Raw genomic sequence first — 16,027 nt, forward strand, 5'->3', positions numbered from 1 at the left:
CAGCTTAGATCAGTTCGTTACCGGCGAGCGTCGTTCGGCAGCACCCGTCATGGTCGGATCGAGCCCCGGTGAGGGGCTCTTTTCCTTGTCGCTGGCATCGGCGCCGATGAATTCGCCATTCTTGTCATATCCGGGCTGCACGTTGCCGGTCGACTTCGGCTCCGGAGGAGCCGGCTTCGCTTCCCGCTCTTCCGTCTTGGCAGACGCCTTTTCTTCGGCGGCGATCGCTGCCTTGACCTTGTCCTTCTTGGCATTGCCGCCAGCACCGGCGTCGGCCGCCAGCGCATTGTCACAATCGCTGTAATCCTTCAATCCGGCCAGTGCTGCATCGATATCCTCGACGGGCATCGTGATCTCCTCGCCGTAAAACAAGCCAGCAGTGCTTGCGCCGCCATTGTAATAACGTGCTGTGACCGGCTCTTCGACACTGCCTTCGGTAAGTTTGTCGGGATGCGGGACGTAGACGACGTCGGCCCCCAGCGCCCGACCGCGTATGTCGGATCGAAGCGACGGTCCATTCTTGTCGAGAACCACAACCTGAACGAGATCAGGCTTTTGCTCCTGGTACACGGCTTTAGCGACACGAAGCGCCGTTCTTACCCGGGTCAAACCATCGGTCGGATCGGTGCGGATATATTTGCGCACCCAGAAGCGATTTTCCTTGCGAATGGTCACGAGATTGACGTCGGTGCACTCCAACCCGTTGGGCGAAGGCGACATAAAACCAAGCAGTCTGTCTTTGCCGATACAAAGCGCGAAAACGCCGGAGGAGCCTATGAGAAAGGCCACTCCGCCGATTATGACGACAAGCTTCCGGGGAATCCGGAAAATGTGCAGTAAGGCGCTCACGCCAACTGCTCCCGCATAGACCGCTCCAAGGCAACAAAGATGATCAACCCTCACGTTAGGGAAATGGCGTTTCGGAATACTTAAAGCAGAAGCGAAACTTGCAACTCTGACGGCATCGACACAAAAAAGGTCCGAACTTTCACAGCGATGGCGACGCTTGCCTTCGGTGCCGCGCACATGCTCTAACGGCAACATGGCGTTCACCTTGAGACAGCTGCAATACTTTGTCGCCGTGGCGGAACAGGGCTCGATCACCCGCGCCGCGCAGAACCTGTCTATCTCGCAATCCTCGGTCACCGAGGCCCTGAAGGAGCTGGAAGGCGACCTCGGTGTCGAGCTGTTCGACCGGCATCCGCGCGGACTGTCCATCACCCATAACGGCCATCAGTTCCTGCGTCATGCCACGAAGATTCTGGCGACCGTTTCCGATGCCCGCACGAGCTTTTCCGGCCAGCAGAATGCAGCCGGCGGCACGCTGAACATCGGGGTCACATCGCTCGTCGCGGGCTATGTCCTGTCGGATCTCCTGGCGCGCTACCGTCGTGCCTGCCCCGGCGTCGAGGTCAGCGCCATCGAAGACAATGGCGGCTATCTGGAACATCTTCTGGTTGGTGGCGAGCTCGACGTCGCTGTCATGGTCATTTCCAACCTGCGCGACCGCATGGCCCTGCAGGCCGAGATCCTTGAAACGTCGCCCTACCGGCTCTGGTTGCCCATGGGCCATCCGCTCGTCTCGGCCGACATCATCAGCGTCGCCGATATCACCCGCGAGCCGCTGATCATGCTGACCATCGACGAGATCGAGGAAAACACCGGCAAGCTGCTGACCGCGCTTGGCGCCCGCCCTCACGTCGCCTTCCGCACACGCTCGGTCGAGGCGGTGCGCAGCCTCGTTGCAACAGGCGCCGGCGTGGCGCTGCTGCCGGACCTCGTCTATCGCCCCTGGTCGCTCGAAGGCGACCGCATCGAGAGCCGCGACGTGTCCGGCTCGTTGCCGGTCGTGCAGGTCGGCATGGTGTGGCGCAAGGGATCAAGCCTGCCGCAGGCCGCCCGGGACTTCGTCGGCGTCGCGGAGAGCATGCGCTCCGGGCGCCAGAGATAACGCAACGCCAATCATTGCGAAGGAAAGGGACCGATTATGAAGAACGCAATCATATTCGACTGCGAATTTCTTTGTCTTGAAGGCTCGCAACGCAGATTCTGGTGCGCGGCCCATGATCCCGATCCGGTCATCGCTGAGATCGGCGCCGTCAAGCTGGGGCTGGAAGGCGATTTTCCTATTTTGGGCACCTATAAGGCCTATGTTCGCCCGATCGACAGATTTGGCAACCAATATGCGCTCGACCCGTTCTTCACCACGCTGACCGGCATTACCGACGAGAATATCAAGGCCGAAGGAGTGGCCTTGCAGGATGCGCTTGCTGGCCTCGACAGCTTCTCGGACGGCGCCCGCTTATGGTCCTGGGGCAAGGACGAACTGAACATGGTGGCGATCAGCTGCTATGTCTCAGGAATTCAGCCGCCAATTCCCGCCCACCGGTTCGACAATGCCGTCAAGCTCCTGATTGCGGCGGGAATGCCGATCGAGGATCTGGCGAAGACGCCGAGCAACAAGCTTGCCGACTACTATGGCGTGGAACATCCGCATTTACAGGGTCATGACGCGCTCGACGATGCACTTTCAGTGTCATATACCCTGCAATACCTTATGAAGGCTGAACATTTGCGGCCTGAAGTCTTCGATCGCAACTAGCAGCGCCGCGCTTTAACTTGGTGCATATGGAGTGCGATCGCCTCTCAAGCAGGCCATATTCCCCCTCACCTACGGTCACATGCGAAGCAATCGGAATTTCCGATATCGACTTTCTGATAAATGAATTTGCGAATGCGGCGAAATCGGATCACCTTTTCTTCCGGGAACAAAAAGCCAGCTACTGGCTCCGCCAATATCAAGGCTCAAAAACCGGGAGAGTCCGATGAAGCATCTGCTGAAATCATGCACGGCTGCATTCGCATGCTTAAGTTTCGCCACGCAGGTCATAGCTGCTGAGCCGCTGAAGACGCTCGGCAAGGGCGAAGGCGCCGTCAGCATCGTTGCCTGGGCCGGCTATATCGAGCGCGGCGAAAGCGACAAGAATTACGACTGGGTCACCGGTTTCGAGAAGGAAACGGGCTGCAAGGTCAGCGTCAAGACCGCCGCGACCTCGGACGAAATGGTCGCCCTGATGAACGAAGGCGGCTTCGACCTCGTCACTGCCTCCGGTGACGCATCGCTGCGGCTCGTCGCCGGCAAGCGCGTCCAGCCGATCAACACCGACCTGATCCCGAGCTGGAAGACCCTCGACGACCGGCTGAAGAATGCTCCCTGGAACACGGTGAACGGCGTCCATTACGGCGTTCCCTATCTCTGGGGGCCGAACGTGCTGATGTACAACACCGACGCCTTCAAGGGTGAGGCACCGAAGAGCTGGAACGTCGTTTTCGAAGAAACGACCCTTCCCGACGGCAAATCCAACAAGGGCCGCGTCCAGGCCTATGACGGCCCGATTTATATCGCCGACGCCGCCCTCTATCTGATGGCCCACAAGCCCGAACTCGGCATCAAGGACCCGTACGAGCTCAACGAAGATCAATACAAGGCCGCCCTCGACCTGCTGCGCGGCCAGCGCAAGCTCGTCAGCCGCTACTGGCATGATGCGATGATCCAGACCGACGACTTCAAGAACGAAGGCGTTGTTGCCTCCGGCTCCTGGCCGTTCCAGGTGAACCTGCTGCAGGCCGACAAGCAGAAGATCGCCTCGACCTTCCCGGATGAGGGAACGACCGGATGGGCCGATACGACCATGCTGCATGCCGACAGCGAACATCCGAACTGTGCCTATATGTGGATGGAGCATTCGCTCCAGGCCAAGGTTCAGGGCGACGCGGCAGCATGGTTTGGCGCCGTGCCCTCGGTTCCGGCCGCCTGCAAGGGCAATGAGCTGCTGACCGACAGTGGCTGCGCCACCAACGGCTACGATCACTTCGACAAGATCAAGTTCTGGAAAACCCCTGTTGCGAAATGCGGCACGCAGGGCGAATGCGTGCCCTATCATCGCTGGGTCTCCGACTATATCGGCGTGATCGGCGGGCGGTGACGTCTCTTCTTCCCCAGCGGGGAGAAGATGCCCGTCAGGGCAGATAAGGGGGCGAGGAGCGAAGCGACGAACGTCCTGAGCGATGAGAGAAGGACAGCTTATGCCGCGCTCCCCCTCATCCGACCCTTCGGGCCACCTTCTCCCCGCTGGGGAGAAGGAGAAGTGTCTCCGCCAAGCGCCCTTCGAACATCAAGCCGGCGCAAGACATAACCATTTTGGGGAGAAACCAATGACCGCCGTTCGTTTCCAGCAGGTGTCGCGCCATTTCGGCCAGGTCCGCGCTGTGGATCGCGTCGATCTGGAGATCGCGTCCGGCGAGTTCTTCGCCATGCTCGGCCCTTCCGGTTCCGGCAAGACCACCTGCCTCAGGCTGATCGCGGGCTTCGAGCAACCCACAGGCGGCCATATCGAGATCTTCGGCGAGACCGCCGAAGGCGTGCCGCCTTACCGGCGCAACGTCAACACGGTCTTCCAGGACTATGCGCTCTTCCCGCATCTGAATATTCTCGACAATGTCGCCTACGGCCTGATGGTCAAGGGTGTGGGCAAGGCCGAGAGGCTACGCGCCGCCGAGCAGGCGCTGGAACTGGTGAAGCTGCCAGGCTATGGCGCCCGCCGCCCCGGTCAGCTCTCCGGTGGGCAGCGCCAGCGCGTGGCGCTTGCCCGCGCCCTCGTCAACAAGCCGAAAGTCCTGCTCCTCGACGAGCCGCTCGGCGCGCTGGACCTGAAATTGCGCGAGCAGATGCAGGAGGAGCTGAAGGGCTTGCAACGGGCACTCGGCATCACCTTCGTCTTCGTCACCCATGATCAGGGCGAAGCGCTTTCGATGGCCGACCGCGTTGCCGTCTTCAATGATGGTCGCATCGTGCAGCAAGGCACGCCGCACGACATCTATCAACGGCCGAAGACTCGTTTCGTCGCCGATTTCGTCGGCTCTTCCAACGTCATTACCCCTGAGATGATGTCGTCGCTCGGCGGCGAGCGGCGTTGGGCGAGCCTGCGCCCGGAAGCAATACGGTTGACTGAGGAGAGCGGCGTGGCAGCGACCGTGAAAGCGATGAGCTTTCTCGGTGCTGCTACCCGCCTCTCGGTGGAGGCGAATGGCGCGCACCTGCATGTAACCGTGCCCGCCGGCCAGCCGACGCCGGATACCGGCACTTCCGTCCGCCTCGCATGGCTGCCCGCGGACGTACACTACATGGATGATGCCGCATGAACGCCGCCGCCTTCCCAGCCTCGTCAGCGCAAGCGCCGGCCTCGATCCTGCCGAGCCGGGGCGGCTTCTTCGGCCGCCTCTCGGATCTCTTCTGGCGCCGTCCGCGACTGCTGCTCTTCCTCATGCTGACGCCGCCGCTGCTCTGGCTCGGCGTCATCTATATCGGCTCGCTGATCGCGCTGCTGCTGCAGAGTTTCTTCTCGATCGACGACTTCTCGGGAATGGTGAACTACGAATTCACCCTCTCGACCTATGCGCAGCTGCTGAATTCAGCCAATTTCGATATCATCGTCCGCACGGTGGTCATGGCCGCCCTCGTCACGTTAGCCTCCGCCTTCGTCGCTTTCCCGATCGCCTATTATGCGGCGCGCTATGCCCAGGGAAAATGGAAGGCGCTGTTCTATCTCGGCGTCATGCTGCCGCTCTGGTCGAGCTATCTGGTGAAGGTCTACGCCTGGAAGCTGATCCTCGCCAAGGAGGGCATCCTCACCTGGATCTTCGACAAGCTGCATCTGGGTTGGCTGCTCGACGGCGTGCTCGCTTTGCCCATCATCGGCGGCAATTCGCTGTCGGTGAGCTATATCGGCACCTTCCTGGTCTTCGTCTATATCTGGTTGCCCTATATGATTCTGCCGACGCAGGCTGCTCTCGAGCGCGTGCCGGCCAATCTGCTCGAAGCCTCGTCCGACCTTGGTGCGACGCCGAACCAGACCTTCCGCACCGTGCTGCTGCCGCTGGCGCTGCCCGGCATCGTCGCCGGCTCGATCTTCACCTTCTCGCTGACATTGGGCGACTACATCATCCCGCAGATCATCGGCTCCTCGCGCCTCTTCATCGGCCAGGCCGTCTATGCGCAGCAGGGCACCGCGGGCAACGTGCCGCTTGCCGCAGCCTTCTCGGTTGTGCCGATTGTCATCATGGCCATCTATCTCTGGATCGCCAAGAAACAGGGAGCTTTCGATGCGCTCTGATCGCGGCCAACGCGCCTCCCTATCGTTGAAGACAGCCGCTGCCGGCGGCCTGCTCTTCCTGCATCTGCCGATCCTTCTGATTTTCGTCTATGCCTTCACGACCGAGGAGAAGAGCTATCAGTGGCCACCACCCGGCTTCACGCTGCAATGGTTCGGCATTGCCTGGAACCGGCCGGACATCTGGTCGTCCCTGGCGCTCTCGGTGCAGGTGGCGACCATCGCGACTGCCATTGCGCTCGTGCTCGGCACGCTTTGCGCCGCCGCCGTCAGCCAGACCAAGTTCTTCGGCCGCGAGGCGATCTCGCTGCTGGTCATCCTGCCGATCGCGCTTCCGGGCATCATCACCGGCATTGCGCTGCGTTCCGCCTTCAGCCTGTTCGACATCCCGTTTTCAGTCTGGACCATCGTTCTCGGCCATGCGACCTTCTGCGTCGTCGTTGTCTATAACAACGCAGTCGCCCGCTTCCGCCGCACCTCCGGTTCGCTGATCGAGGCGTCCATGGATCTCGGCGCCGATGGCTTCCAGACCTTCCGCCATATCATCCTGCCGAATATCGGCACGGCGCTGCTCGCCGGCGGCATGCTCGCCTTCGCGCTGTCCTTCGATGAAGTCATCGTCACCACATTTACCGGCGGTCAGCAGATGACCCTGCCGATCTGGATGCTGGAGGAGCTTATCCGCCCGCGCCAGCGACCCGTGACCAACGTCGTCGCCATGGTCGTCGTGCTTGTCACTTTCCTGCCGATCCTGGCAGCCTACTATCTTACCCGCGACGGCGATCAGATCGCCGGCGGCGGCAAATGAAAGGGAGATAAATATGGATACCCAGATGCTGATCGGCTCCCGCTTCGAAGCCGGCATGGAAACGGAAGAGCATGTCCTCAACCCGAAGACGGGCGAGACCGTGCTCGACCTGCCGGAGGCCTCGCTCGGCCAGATCGATGCCGCCGTCGATGCTGCCGAAAAGGCCTTCACGAGCTGGTCACAGACGACGCCGAGCCAGCGTTCGGCCTATCTCCTCAAGATCGCCGACGCCATCGAGAGGGATGCCGAAGGCTTCGCTGCCCTCGAAGCACTCAACTGCGGCAAGCCCATCAATGCCGTCCTTAATGACGAGATCCCCGCCATCGTCGATTGCTACCGCTTCTTTGCCGGCGCCGTGCGCAACCTGCATGGCCCGGTCGCCGGCGAGTATCTGCCCGGCCACACCTCGATGATCCGCCGCGACCCGATCGGCATCGTCGGCTCGATCGCGCCGTGGAACTATCCGCTGATGATGATGGCCTGGAAGCTGGCGCCGGCGATTGCCGGCGGCAACACCGTGGTCTTCAAGCCCTCCGAACAGACGCCGCTGACGGCGCTGAAGATGGCGAAGCTGCTCTCAGAGATCCTGCCCGAGGGCGTCGTCAACGTCATCCTCGGTCGCGGCGAGAGCGTCGGCAATGCGCTGATCAACCATCCGAAGATCGGCATGGTCTCGATAACGGGCGATGTCGCCACGGGCAAGAAGGTGCTTGCCGCTGCCGCCAAGACCGTCAAGCGCACCCACCTCGAACTCGGTGGCAAGGCGCCCGTCGTCATCTTCGACGACGCCGACATCGACGCCGTTGTCGCCGGCATCCGGACCTTCGGCTATTATAATGCTGGGCAGGACTGTACGGCCGCCTGCCGCATCTATGCCGACGCCAAGGTCTACGACAATTTCGTCGCCGACCTGACTTCCGCCGTCTCCAGCATCAAGTTCAACCAGGCCGACGACACGGAGAACGAGATCGGCCCGCTGATCTCCAAGCGCCAGCGGGATCGCGTCGAAAGCTTCGTCACCCGCGCCGCCGAACACAAGCACATGGAAATCACCACCGGCGGCAAGACCTCCGGCGAGCGCGGCTTCTTCTACGCCCCGACCGTGGTTGCCGGCGCAACGCAGGACGACGAGATCGTCCGCCGCGAAGTCTTCGGCCCTGTGGTCTCGGTCACGCGCTTCACCAATCCCGACGACGCCGTTGCCTGGGCCAATGACAGCGACTACGGCCTTGCCTCCTCCGTCTGGACCAGAGACATCAGCCGCGGAATGCGGACGGCCGCCCGACTGCAATATGGCTGCACCTGGATCAACACCCACTTCATGCTGGTCAACGAAATGCCGCATGGCGGCCTGAAACAATCCGGCTATGGCAAGGATATGTCAGTCTACGCTATCGAAGATTATACGGCCGTCCGACATGTGATGATCAATCATGGGTGAGGCATAGATCTCGATCAGGTCGGTTTTCCGAATTTGGGACAGCGTTGTGCCCCCTCCCTCTCTGTCGGGACATCTCTCCCACAAGGAGGGAGATCGTTGGGCGTTTGACGCCCGCCTTCACCAAAATCGGGACATCCGTGCCAGCAGATGCAATGTCAGCGTGAGATGAGAGGATGCCACAAGTTACCAATCTCCCCCCTCGTGGGGGAGATGTCACGAAGTGACAGAGGGGGTGCCCCACTCGCCACAAATTCAGCAGCACCTGCGATAACACTCCTTAATCGAAACGGCTTCGGAACAATTTACCGTCCTTCCGCGTCTTTAAGGAGTGCAACGCAGAGGAGATTCACCATGCTGAAGTGGGCACTTATATTCTTTGTTATTTCGCTGATTAGCGGCTTTTTCGGCTTTTCCGGCGTGTCGGCGGCAACCGCAACCATCGCGCGCGTCCTCTTCGCCATCTTCCTGATCATCTTCCTGGTGTTCCTGGTTCTGGCTGTTATGGCCGGCAACGCCGTGGTCTGAGGATATAAGCCGCTATTTTTGAAGGGCGGGCCTAGATCAGGCTCGCCCCTACATTTATGGCGAGCGCCAGGATGGTCGTGTTGAACAGGAACGACAGGATGGCGTGCAGAAGCACCAGCTTACGCATCCCGACGGTGGAAACGCCGATGTCGGCGGTTTGCGCGGCGACGCCGATGGTGAAGGAGAAATAGAGAAAATCCCAATAGATCGGCTCTTCCACCGGCTCGGCGAATTTAAGCCCCTGCCCCTTGCCCAGGCTGCCATAGAAGCGATGCGCATAGTGGGTGGTAAACAACGTGTGCAGAAACGCCCATGAAATCAGGATCGTCACGATCGCCATCATCACGCGGAAGAATGCGACCTCCGGCGACGCATCCTTCACACCAATCAGATCCAACACGATACCGCCGATGCTGGCAATCGCGGCCGCGATCGACAGGAACAGCAGCAACCCGTCCGAAAAATCGAGATCGGCGGAGCGTTTGCGGATCCGTTGCACATTGGCCGTCAGCATCCGGTAGAGACTATAGAGGATATAGACGACGGCAGTCGTATCCCAGGCGATGAGCAGATTGCTCGTGTCGAGATCCCTGGAGGTCAGCAGCAGAAACACGGCGATACCGGCGAGTACGGCAATCAGGATCACTTGATGCTTGCGCAACAGCACGAGACCCCTGGAACGCTGCAACAGTCCGTTGGTGCTCATGCGCCGTTCTCCCGATCGAAAATCGCCTTGCAGAACCGATTCGCAAACGAGAGTGGCAAATAAAAGGAGGCCCCGCAATACGGAGCCTCTTATCGGTCAAGCGAGGGATTCAGCCGGTCCAGCCGCCGTCGACGACGTGGATCTGGCCCGTCGTGAAGCCTGCCTCGTCGCCAGCCAGGTAGGTCACCAGCGCAGCGATCTCTTCGGCGTTTGCAATCCGGCCCATCGGCTGGCGTGCAATGAAATCCTTCATCGCCTTGTCGTAGTCGCCCGTTGCCCGCAGCCGCTCGTGCAGTGAGGGGCTGTCGACCGTGCCCGGGCAGATAGCATTGGCGCGGATGCCCTTGGAGACGAAATCGGCGGCGATCGACTTGGTAAGCCCGATAACGGCGGCCTTCGAGGCGCAATAGGCGAAGCGGTTGGGCACGCCCTTCACGCTGGAGGCAACCGAAGCCATGTTGACGATCGAGCCCTTGCCCTTGTCAAGCATGCCCGGCAGGAAGGTGCGGCATGTCGTGTACATCGCCTTGGCGTTGAGGTTGAAGGAGAAATCCCAATCCTTCTCTTCGCAGTCTAGGATCGTGCCCGCATGCACGAAGCCGGCACAATTGAAGAGCACGTCGATGGGGCCGATTTCGCTGGCGTAAGCCTTGACCGCGGCACTGTTCAGCACATCAAGCACATGCTTGCTGGCGCCTTCCAGCGTCGAAAGCGTCTGCTCGTTGATATCGGTCGCGTATACATGCGCACCGAGCGAAATGAAGCGCTCCGCCGTCGCCCGGCCGATGCCCTGCCCCGCCGCCGTGATGACGACCTTCTTGCCTTCCAACCCGTGACCCATAATCCTGATCCTTTCCTCGGGAATATGATCTCATCCATTCCGGCCGCCGGAAAAGTCACCGGCGGTATGTCAGATAAGATCATGCAATAACAAACAGATGGCGCAGCCTTTGCCTTAACCTTCGAACGATCGCGCGAAGCGCCGGTTGAGCTTTTCGACGAGGACTGTATGCCGCTCGCCCGTTCGCAGTCCATCGCTAATCATCTCAGACGCCTCGCTCTGGAACGCCATGTAACCGTCGTGCCGCGGCCGCACATAGGCGCCTTCCAGCGTGGCGCGCGTGTTGCGGTAGAAATCGAGCGCCGCGCCGTTGACGGCATCGCTGACCCAGGCGTCGGAATGACCAGGCTGACCGTTGCTGGCGGCATAAATGCCTGCTTGCACCGGGCCGCCGGCGATCCAGCGCGCAAAGGCCTTCGCCTCTTCCGGCGCTTGCGTTCGGGCCGAGACGGCAATGCCTGTGCCGCCAAGCGCCGAACCGTTCGGCATTCGGCTATCGATGACGGGCATGTCGGCGAAGGCGATCCGCGCCGGCCTGAACCCGGCGAAGGAATAGTTGACGTAACCGTAGACGAACGGAGACACATCGTATGGGCTGTCGGGCTGGCTCATCAGATCGAGCACCGCTATCGGATCCATCCCATAGCAGCGGACATCCATCGCGGCGACGATCCTTGCCATCCAGTCGAGCACCGCCTCGCCAGCCGCCTTCCCGATGAAATCCGGTCCCTCGATGCTGCAGGGCGTGCCGAGATGAGCTGCAAGCGTGATGAAAGTCATCAGCGAATGCGGCGGTCGCATCGGCAGGATTGCCTTGCCCTTTGCAGCGAGCGTCACGAACTCGGCAAGGTCCGCCACCGGGGCGCTCAGGCGATTCGGACGGTAAGCCTGCACCTGCGTCGCCGCGTCGATCGGAAAGGCCCATTGCCGACCCTGCCAGTTGTAGCTCGGATAGGAGCGGCCGACCGTGCCGGCGGCAATCGCGGCGATCTCGTCCGTATAAGCGGCATCGTCGAGCGGCAGCAGGCAGTTCTCGCGCATGATCTGCCCGACATGCGGATGATCGATGACGATAAGATCGTAGGCGGCAGCAAGCTCCTCCACCGGGAAGGTCTCGAAATCCTGCAGCGAGCGCTTTTCCCAGGTGATCGCGACGCCGGTCTTGTCCTGCCAGATCTTCGAACATGCCAGCATCGGATCGTAGCCGCGCGGATGCGACCATGTCATTCCCCTGAGCTTAATCATGTGAGCTTCACCATCATGCCTTCTCCGTAGCCGATTTGCGCTCGACGATCAGGATATGATCGGCGGCGAGCACGACTTCGTCCCGCTGGTTCAGCACCTCACAGCGCTCGACGACGCGGCCGGCCGCCGGCCGCTTCGGATCGTCCTCCTTCGCCGATATGGTGACGCGGGTGCGGATCGTATCGCCGATATGCACGGGACGAACGAAGCGGAGCCGGTCATAGCCATAGGAAAAGGCGACAGGATTGATGAGCGACGCCGTGAGCCCGACGCCGATCGAAAAGATCATCGTGCCATGGGCGATACGCTGCCCGCCTGGCAAGGTCTTGGCGAATTCCGCATCCATATGATGCGGAAAGAAATCGCCGGTATGGCCGGCATGAACGACGAAATCGGTCTCGGTGATCGTCCGTCCGGTGGTCACCCTGACATGACCGAGTTCGTAGTCTTCGAAATGGATTGTTTGTTCAGACATTCCTCAAGCCTTCGGAAGTTCGGCAATCGGCGTCGCCGGAGCGGCGCTCGACTGATAGGCGGCTTCGACGAGCGCCATGGTCTGCCAGGCATCTTCGACAGAGCCGATCAGCACCTTGTCCTCACCCGAGGCGAAGCGCTGCAGATTGGCCATGCGGTTGACGAAAGCATCCGGGAACCAGGCCCCTTCGAGCTTCACCTCCACCCATTCGCTGCCACCGTCGGGGCGGATCCACAGCTCGTCCGGCTCGCCGCGCGGATAGTCGAGATTGACGCCGAGCTTGATATAGGCAGCCCCCTTGGTGCCGGAGATGCGGAACTCGCACGCCTGGTACTTACGCCCGAAATCATGGTCGTGATTGACCGAGAGCACGCAGCGCACCTTGTCGCCATAATCGAGAATCGCCGCCGTCCGCGTCTGGGCGACATCGTGGTTGGGATGGCCGATGGTCTTGGCATGGACACCCTGCGGATTGCCGAGCAGCCCGCGAATGAAATCGAGGTAGTGGATCGAGTGCATGGCGATCTCGATCCGCGGCAGGCCCTTCAGGAAGGGCCAGAGCCCCCATGGCGTGGCAAGCGCCAGCCAGGCGTCGAAGTCGACGACCTCGCCGAGATAGCCCTTCTCCACCGCGTCATAGAGCGCCAGCATCATCGGCGCGAAACGCAGCTGGAAATTGACCGCCGCCTTGATGTCGCGCTCGCGGCAGACCCGCAGGATTTCCGTGGCGCCAGTGAGATCGCTGCCCATCGGCTTCTGGATCAAAGCAAAAGCGCCGCGCGGCAATTTCGCAAGGATCGCCGCATGGGCGGCCGGCGGCGTCGCGAGATCGAAGATCGCGCCTTCGACGGCTAGCGCCTCGGCCTCATTGGCGAATACGCGGATGTTCCATTGAGCGGCCAACGCCGCCGCTTTCTCGGCATTCGGGTCATAAAGGCCCGCCACCGGGAAACCGCCCTTCTTGTAGGCCGGCAGATGCGCGTCACCGACGATGCTGCCGGCGCCGAAGATCACGATCGGCCGGGGATTCGACGGCTTCGGCCACCATTGGCGGAGGGATTTGGGATCGAAGGTCATTACACCCTCCCCTTGAGGGGGAGGGTCGGACCAAAGGTCCGGGGTGGGGTGATCCCTCCCCGTGTAAGAAAGACAGACATGTGCATCCCGAGCGTCACCCCCACCCGCGCGTACCGCGCGACCTCCCCCCTCAAGGGAGAGGTGACCGCTTCACGGCGCCTTCCATTCCAATCCCTAATCATGATGAAACACCTCCTCCATCATGGCCCACCACTCGCCCTCCTTGCGGGTCTCGAGCGGCTTCTGGCACGGAATACAAACCGACCACCATTCCTGGTTCTTCGGGCTCGCGGCCATCTTACGCATATCGGCCTCGAAATCCGTGCCGACATATTCCCAGTAACCGAAGAGCAGGTTTTCCGGCTCTTTCAGGAAGATCGAATAGTTGGTGATGTTGCATTCGGAGATCAGCGCCAGGATCTCGGGCCAGACGGCCGCGTGAAGCGCCTTGTATTCCGCGACCTTGGCCGGCTCCAGGCCGATCACCATACCCATCCGTTGCATGGCCAGTTCCTCCTCAGCCGTGAATTTCCAGGGTGAATTCACCGATCGATCGAGCCTTCACCGCCTCCCAATCCCAGGCAATGCCGATACCAGGCTCGGAGGGCGCAAGCGCCTTGCCGTCAACGATCTCCATGCCCTTGGTGATGAGATCGTCGAGCTGCGGAATGTATTCGACATATTTGCCGTTCGGCACCGCGCAGGCGAGGCTGACATGCAACTCCATCAGAAAATGCGGGCAAACCGGGATGTCGAAGGCTTCGGCCGCATGTGCGACCTTCAGCCAGGGCGTGATGCCGCCGATGCGGGCAACGTCGACCTGGACGATCGAGCAGGCGCCCTTCTGCATATATTCACGGAAATGCCGGATCGAATAGATGGATTCGCCGACCGCAATCGGCGTCGGCGTCGATCGCGTCAGCCGGATATGGCCGTCAAGATCGTCGGCTGGCAGCGGTTCCTCGATCCAGGCGAGATCAAGCTCCTTGAGGCGCGCAGCCCGGCGGATCGCCTCATCGACGGTAAAGCCCTGATTGCAATCGGTCATGATCTCGAAACCGGAGCCGAGCGCCAGGCGCATCGCCGCAAGCCGATCATAATCCTCCGAGCCATGCGGCTTGCCGATCTTTACCTTGGAGCCGGAAAAGCCCTTGGCCTTCGCCCGCAGGGCGTCCTCGACCAAGGCTTCCTTCTCGATGTGCAGCCAGCCGCCTTCCGTGGTGTAGAGCGGGCAACGATCCCTAGCGCCGCCGGCGAGCTTCCAGAGCGGCAAGCCCTGCTTCTTGGCCCGCAGGTCCCACAATGCCGTGTCGACGGCGGCAAGCGCCAGCGCGGTTATCGGACCGATGGTCGTCGCGTGGGTGGCGAATTCCAGTCTGTGCCAGATCGCCTCGATGCGATCGGCATCCTCGCCGATCAGCAGCGGTACCAGATGATCCGATAGCAGTCGCATGACGGACGAACCGCCCGTGCCGATCGTATAGCTGTAGCCGGTGCCGACGGCGCCGTCAGAATCCGTGATGGTGACGATCGGCGTCTCCTGGCTGACGAAACTCTGGATCGCATCCGTCCGCTTCACCTTCGGCGGCAGGTCGACCATGCGCAGTTCTATCTTCTCGATACGTGCCATGGGGCGGCTCCTCAGATTGCCAGGCTCTTGCCGGTTTCGACGGAAAAGAGATGCGCCTGGCTGAAATCGAAGCTCATCTTCAATTGCTCGCCGCTCTTCAGAGCATGCGGATTGAGCATGCGCGACACCCAGTCGCGTCCGGCGAACTCAACGAAAACAAGCGTTTCATTGCCGAGCGGCTCGGTGATGGCGACAGGCAGCGTCAGCTCGTGTACCGCCGATTCAGCACCGGAATGCAGGCCATGGCCGGTCGGGAAGATATCGTCGGGCCGCAGGCCGAAGGCAACCTTTTCGCCTTCCTTGACCCGGCCGACAAACTGGCCGGGCAGTGGCAGCCGGTCGCCGTTCTTGAACACCAGCTCGCCAGCTTTCACCGTCGCCTCCTCGATATTCATCGGCGGCGAGCCGATAAAGCCGGCGACGAAGCGGGTGGCGGGCTTCTTGAACACCTCATCCGGCGTGCCGACCTGCTCGATATAACCGTCGCGCATGATGACGATGCGGTCAGCCAGCGTCATGGCCTCGACCTGGTCGTGCGTGACGTAGACAACGGTCGACTGCACCTTGGCATGCAGTTTCTTGATCTCGGTGCGCATCTGCGTGCGCAGTTTGGCATCGAGGTTCGACAGAGGCTCGTCAAAGAGGAAGACTTCCGGCTGGCGAACGATGGCACGGCCCATGGCGACGCGCTGGCGCTGGCCGCCGGAAAGCTGCGCCGGACGGCGGTCCATCAGCGCCTCGAGGCTTAGAATGGCCGCCGCCTCGTTGACGCGGCGATCGATCTCGGCCTGCGGTTGCTTGGCGATCTTCAGCGAGAAGCCCATGTTCTCGCGCACCGTCATATGCGGATAGAGCGCGTAGGACTGGAACACCATGGAGATGTTGCGATCGCGTGGCGGCAGCTCGTTGACGACCGTATTGCCGATCTCGATCGTGCCGGCGGAAACCTCTTCGAGGCCGGCGATCATGCGTAGCGTCGTCGACTTGCCGCAGCCGGAGGGACCGACGAGCGCGATGAACTCCTTGTCGGCGATATCGAGATCGATGCCGTGGACGATTTCCAACGCGCCGTAGCGCTTGACGAGTTTTTTGAGAGAAACCTGAGCCAT

The 16,027-nt window shown here is 61.2% G+C and carries 17 protein-coding genes; 8 read left to right on the forward strand and 9 right to left on the reverse strand.

The features are described 5' to 3' along the window. Positions 1–9 precede the first annotated feature (9 nt). Positions 10–849, reverse strand: coding sequence for a hypothetical protein (locus tag GA0061101_RS08865; protein ID WP_092573482.1), 840 nt, complete (start codon positions 847–849; stop codon positions 10–12). Positions 850–1,042: 193 nt separating this feature from the next. Between GA0061101_RS08865 and GA0061101_RS08870 the strand changes: the two genes are divergently transcribed. The 8 genes from GA0061101_RS08870 (at position 1,043) to GA0061101_RS08905 (ending at position 8,944) form a co-directional block, all read left to right on the forward strand. Beyond that, positions 1,043–1,951, forward strand: coding sequence for a LysR family transcriptional regulator (locus GA0061101_RS08870; RefSeq protein ID WP_037196290.1), 909 nt, complete (start codon positions 1,043–1,045; stop codon positions 1,949–1,951). A gap of 36 nt (positions 1,952–1,987) precedes the next feature. Beyond that, complete coding sequence (locus tag GA0061101_RS08875) at positions 1,988–2,602, forward strand: 3'-5' exonuclease (protein ID WP_092573483.1); 615 nt, start codon at positions 1,988–1,990, stop codon at positions 2,600–2,602. A gap of 223 nt (positions 2,603–2,825) precedes the next feature. Then, positions 2,826–3,986 (forward strand): ABC transporter substrate-binding protein, encoded by a 1,161-nt coding sequence (locus GA0061101_RS08880; protein WP_037196286.1) that lies wholly within the window; start codon positions 2,826–2,828, stop codon positions 3,984–3,986. 229 nt (positions 3,987–4,215) lie between these two features. After that, positions 4,216–5,202 carry an ABC transporter ATP-binding protein gene (locus GA0061101_RS08885; protein ID WP_092573484.1) on the forward strand — a complete coding sequence of 329 codons (987 nt, stop codon included), beginning with the start codon at positions 4,216–4,218 and terminating at the stop codon, positions 5,200–5,202. Then, positions 5,199–6,173: an ABC transporter permease gene (locus tag GA0061101_RS08890; RefSeq protein WP_037196283.1), complete on the forward strand. Its 975-nt coding sequence runs from the start codon at positions 5,199–5,201 to the stop codon at positions 6,171–6,173. The genes GA0061101_RS08885 and GA0061101_RS08890 overlap by 4 nt, the downstream gene beginning before the upstream one ends. Then, positions 6,163–6,978 (forward strand): ABC transporter permease, encoded by an 816-nt coding sequence (locus tag GA0061101_RS08895; protein WP_037196281.1) that lies wholly within the window; start codon positions 6,163–6,165, stop codon positions 6,976–6,978. The genes GA0061101_RS08890 and GA0061101_RS08895 overlap by 11 nt, the downstream gene beginning before the upstream one ends. 13 nt (positions 6,979–6,991) lie before the next feature. Continuing rightward, on the forward strand, positions 6,992–8,419 hold the full coding sequence (locus tag GA0061101_RS08900; RefSeq protein ID WP_092573485.1) for a gamma-aminobutyraldehyde dehydrogenase: 1,428 nt from the start codon (positions 6,992–6,994) through the stop codon (positions 8,417–8,419). A gap of 351 nt (positions 8,420–8,770) precedes the next feature. Then, positions 8,771–8,944: a DUF1328 domain-containing protein gene (locus tag GA0061101_RS08905; protein WP_037196276.1), complete on the forward strand. Its 174-nt coding sequence runs from the start codon at positions 8,771–8,773 to the stop codon at positions 8,942–8,944. A 31-nt stretch (positions 8,945–8,975) separates the two neighbouring features. Here GA0061101_RS08905 and GA0061101_RS08910 read toward each other — a convergent pair whose 3' ends face one another. The 8 genes from GA0061101_RS08910 to GA0061101_RS08950 form a co-directional block, all read right to left on the reverse strand. Further along, a complete protein-coding gene (locus GA0061101_RS08910; protein WP_047555276.1) occupies positions 8,976–9,650 on the reverse strand; it encodes a DUF1345 domain-containing protein in 675 nt (224 codons plus the stop codon). A gap of 109 nt (positions 9,651–9,759) precedes the next feature. Further along, positions 9,760–10,491, reverse strand: coding sequence for an SDR family oxidoreductase (locus GA0061101_RS08915; protein ID WP_037196272.1), 732 nt, complete (start codon positions 10,489–10,491; stop codon positions 9,760–9,762). A 114-nt stretch (positions 10,492–10,605) separates the two neighbouring features. Beyond that, a complete protein-coding gene (locus GA0061101_RS08920) occupies positions 10,606–11,736 on the reverse strand; it encodes an extracellular solute-binding protein (protein ID WP_092573486.1) in 1,131 nt (376 codons plus the stop codon). Between the two features lie 13 nt (positions 11,737–11,749). After that, positions 11,750–12,211, reverse strand: a complete 462-nt coding sequence (locus GA0061101_RS08925) for a MaoC/PaaZ C-terminal domain-containing protein (RefSeq protein WP_037196268.1) — start codon at positions 12,209–12,211, stop codon at positions 11,750–11,752. Positions 12,212–12,214: 3 nt separating this feature from the next. Next, complete coding sequence (locus GA0061101_RS08930) at positions 12,215–13,288, reverse strand: Gfo/Idh/MocA family protein (protein ID WP_092573487.1); 1,074 nt, start codon at positions 13,286–13,288, stop codon at positions 12,215–12,217. 174 nt (positions 13,289–13,462) lie between these two features. Further along, positions 13,463–13,792, reverse strand: coding sequence for an L-rhamnose mutarotase (locus GA0061101_RS08940; RefSeq protein WP_092573489.1), 330 nt, complete (start codon positions 13,790–13,792; stop codon positions 13,463–13,465). Between the two features lie 13 nt (positions 13,793–13,805). Then, the gene (locus GA0061101_RS08945; protein ID WP_092573490.1) at positions 13,806–14,918 is read right to left on the reverse strand and encodes a mandelate racemase/muconate lactonizing enzyme family protein; all 1,113 of its coding nucleotides are present in this window, start codon (positions 14,916–14,918) and stop codon (positions 13,806–13,808) included. Between the two features lie 11 nt (positions 14,919–14,929). Continuing rightward, entirely contained in the window at positions 14,930–16,027 is a 1,098-nt protein-coding gene (locus tag GA0061101_RS08950) for an ABC transporter ATP-binding protein (RefSeq protein ID WP_092573491.1), read from the reverse strand.

Origin of the sequence: Martinezella lusitana, assembly GCF_900094565.1 — a bacterium.
Classification (GTDB): domain Bacteria; phylum Pseudomonadota; class Alphaproteobacteria; order Rhizobiales; family Rhizobiaceae; genus Rhizobium; species Rhizobium lusitanum.

Excerpts from the sequence above, each read along its gene's own strand:
- GA0061101_RS08925 (WP_037196268.1), bottom strand. The coding sequence starts at position 12,211 with ATGTCTGAACAAACAATCCATTTCGAAGACTACGAACTCGGTCATGTC.
- GA0061101_RS08905 (WP_037196276.1), top strand. The coding sequence starts at position 8,771 with ATGCTGAAGTGGGCACTTATATTCTTTGTTATTTCGCTGATTAGCGGC.
- GA0061101_RS08920 (WP_092573486.1), bottom strand. The coding sequence starts at position 11,736 with ATGATTAAGCTCAGGGGAATGACATGGTCGCATCCGCGCGGCTACGAT.
- GA0061101_RS08940 (WP_092573489.1), bottom strand. The coding sequence starts at position 13,792 with ATGCAACGGATGGGTATGGTGATCGGCCTGGAGCCGGCCAAGGTCGCG.
- GA0061101_RS08875 (WP_092573483.1), top strand. The coding sequence starts at position 1,988 with ATGAAGAACGCAATCATATTCGACTGCGAATTTCTTTGTCTTGAAGGC.
- GA0061101_RS08885 (WP_092573484.1), top strand. The coding sequence starts at position 4,216 with ATGACCGCCGTTCGTTTCCAGCAGGTGTCGCGCCATTTCGGCCAGGTC.
- GA0061101_RS08945 (WP_092573490.1), bottom strand. The coding sequence starts at position 14,918 with ATGGCACGTATCGAGAAGATAGAACTGCGCATGGTCGACCTGCCGCCG.
- GA0061101_RS08870 (WP_037196290.1), top strand. The coding sequence starts at position 1,043 with ATGGCGTTCACCTTGAGACAGCTGCAATACTTTGTCGCCGTGGCGGAA.
- GA0061101_RS08950 (WP_092573491.1), bottom strand. The coding sequence starts at position 16,027 with ATGGCTCAGGTTTCTCTCAAAAAACTCGTCAAGCGCTACGGCGCGTTG.
- GA0061101_RS08930 (WP_092573487.1), bottom strand. The coding sequence starts at position 13,288 with ATGACCTTCGATCCCAAATCCCTCCGCCAATGGTGGCCGAAGCCGTCG.
- GA0061101_RS08915 (WP_037196272.1), bottom strand. The coding sequence starts at position 10,491 with ATGGGTCACGGGTTGGAAGGCAAGAAGGTCGTCATCACGGCGGCGGGG.
- GA0061101_RS08900 (WP_092573485.1), top strand. The coding sequence starts at position 6,992 with ATGGATACCCAGATGCTGATCGGCTCCCGCTTCGAAGCCGGCATGGAA.
- GA0061101_RS08880 (WP_037196286.1), top strand. The coding sequence starts at position 2,826 with ATGAAGCATCTGCTGAAATCATGCACGGCTGCATTCGCATGCTTAAGT.
- GA0061101_RS08910 (WP_047555276.1), bottom strand. The coding sequence starts at position 9,650 with ATGAGCACCAACGGACTGTTGCAGCGTTCCAGGGGTCTCGTGCTGTTG.
- GA0061101_RS08895 (WP_037196281.1), top strand. The coding sequence starts at position 6,163 with ATGCGCTCTGATCGCGGCCAACGCGCCTCCCTATCGTTGAAGACAGCC.
- GA0061101_RS08890 (WP_037196283.1), top strand. The coding sequence starts at position 5,199 with ATGAACGCCGCCGCCTTCCCAGCCTCGTCAGCGCAAGCGCCGGCCTCG.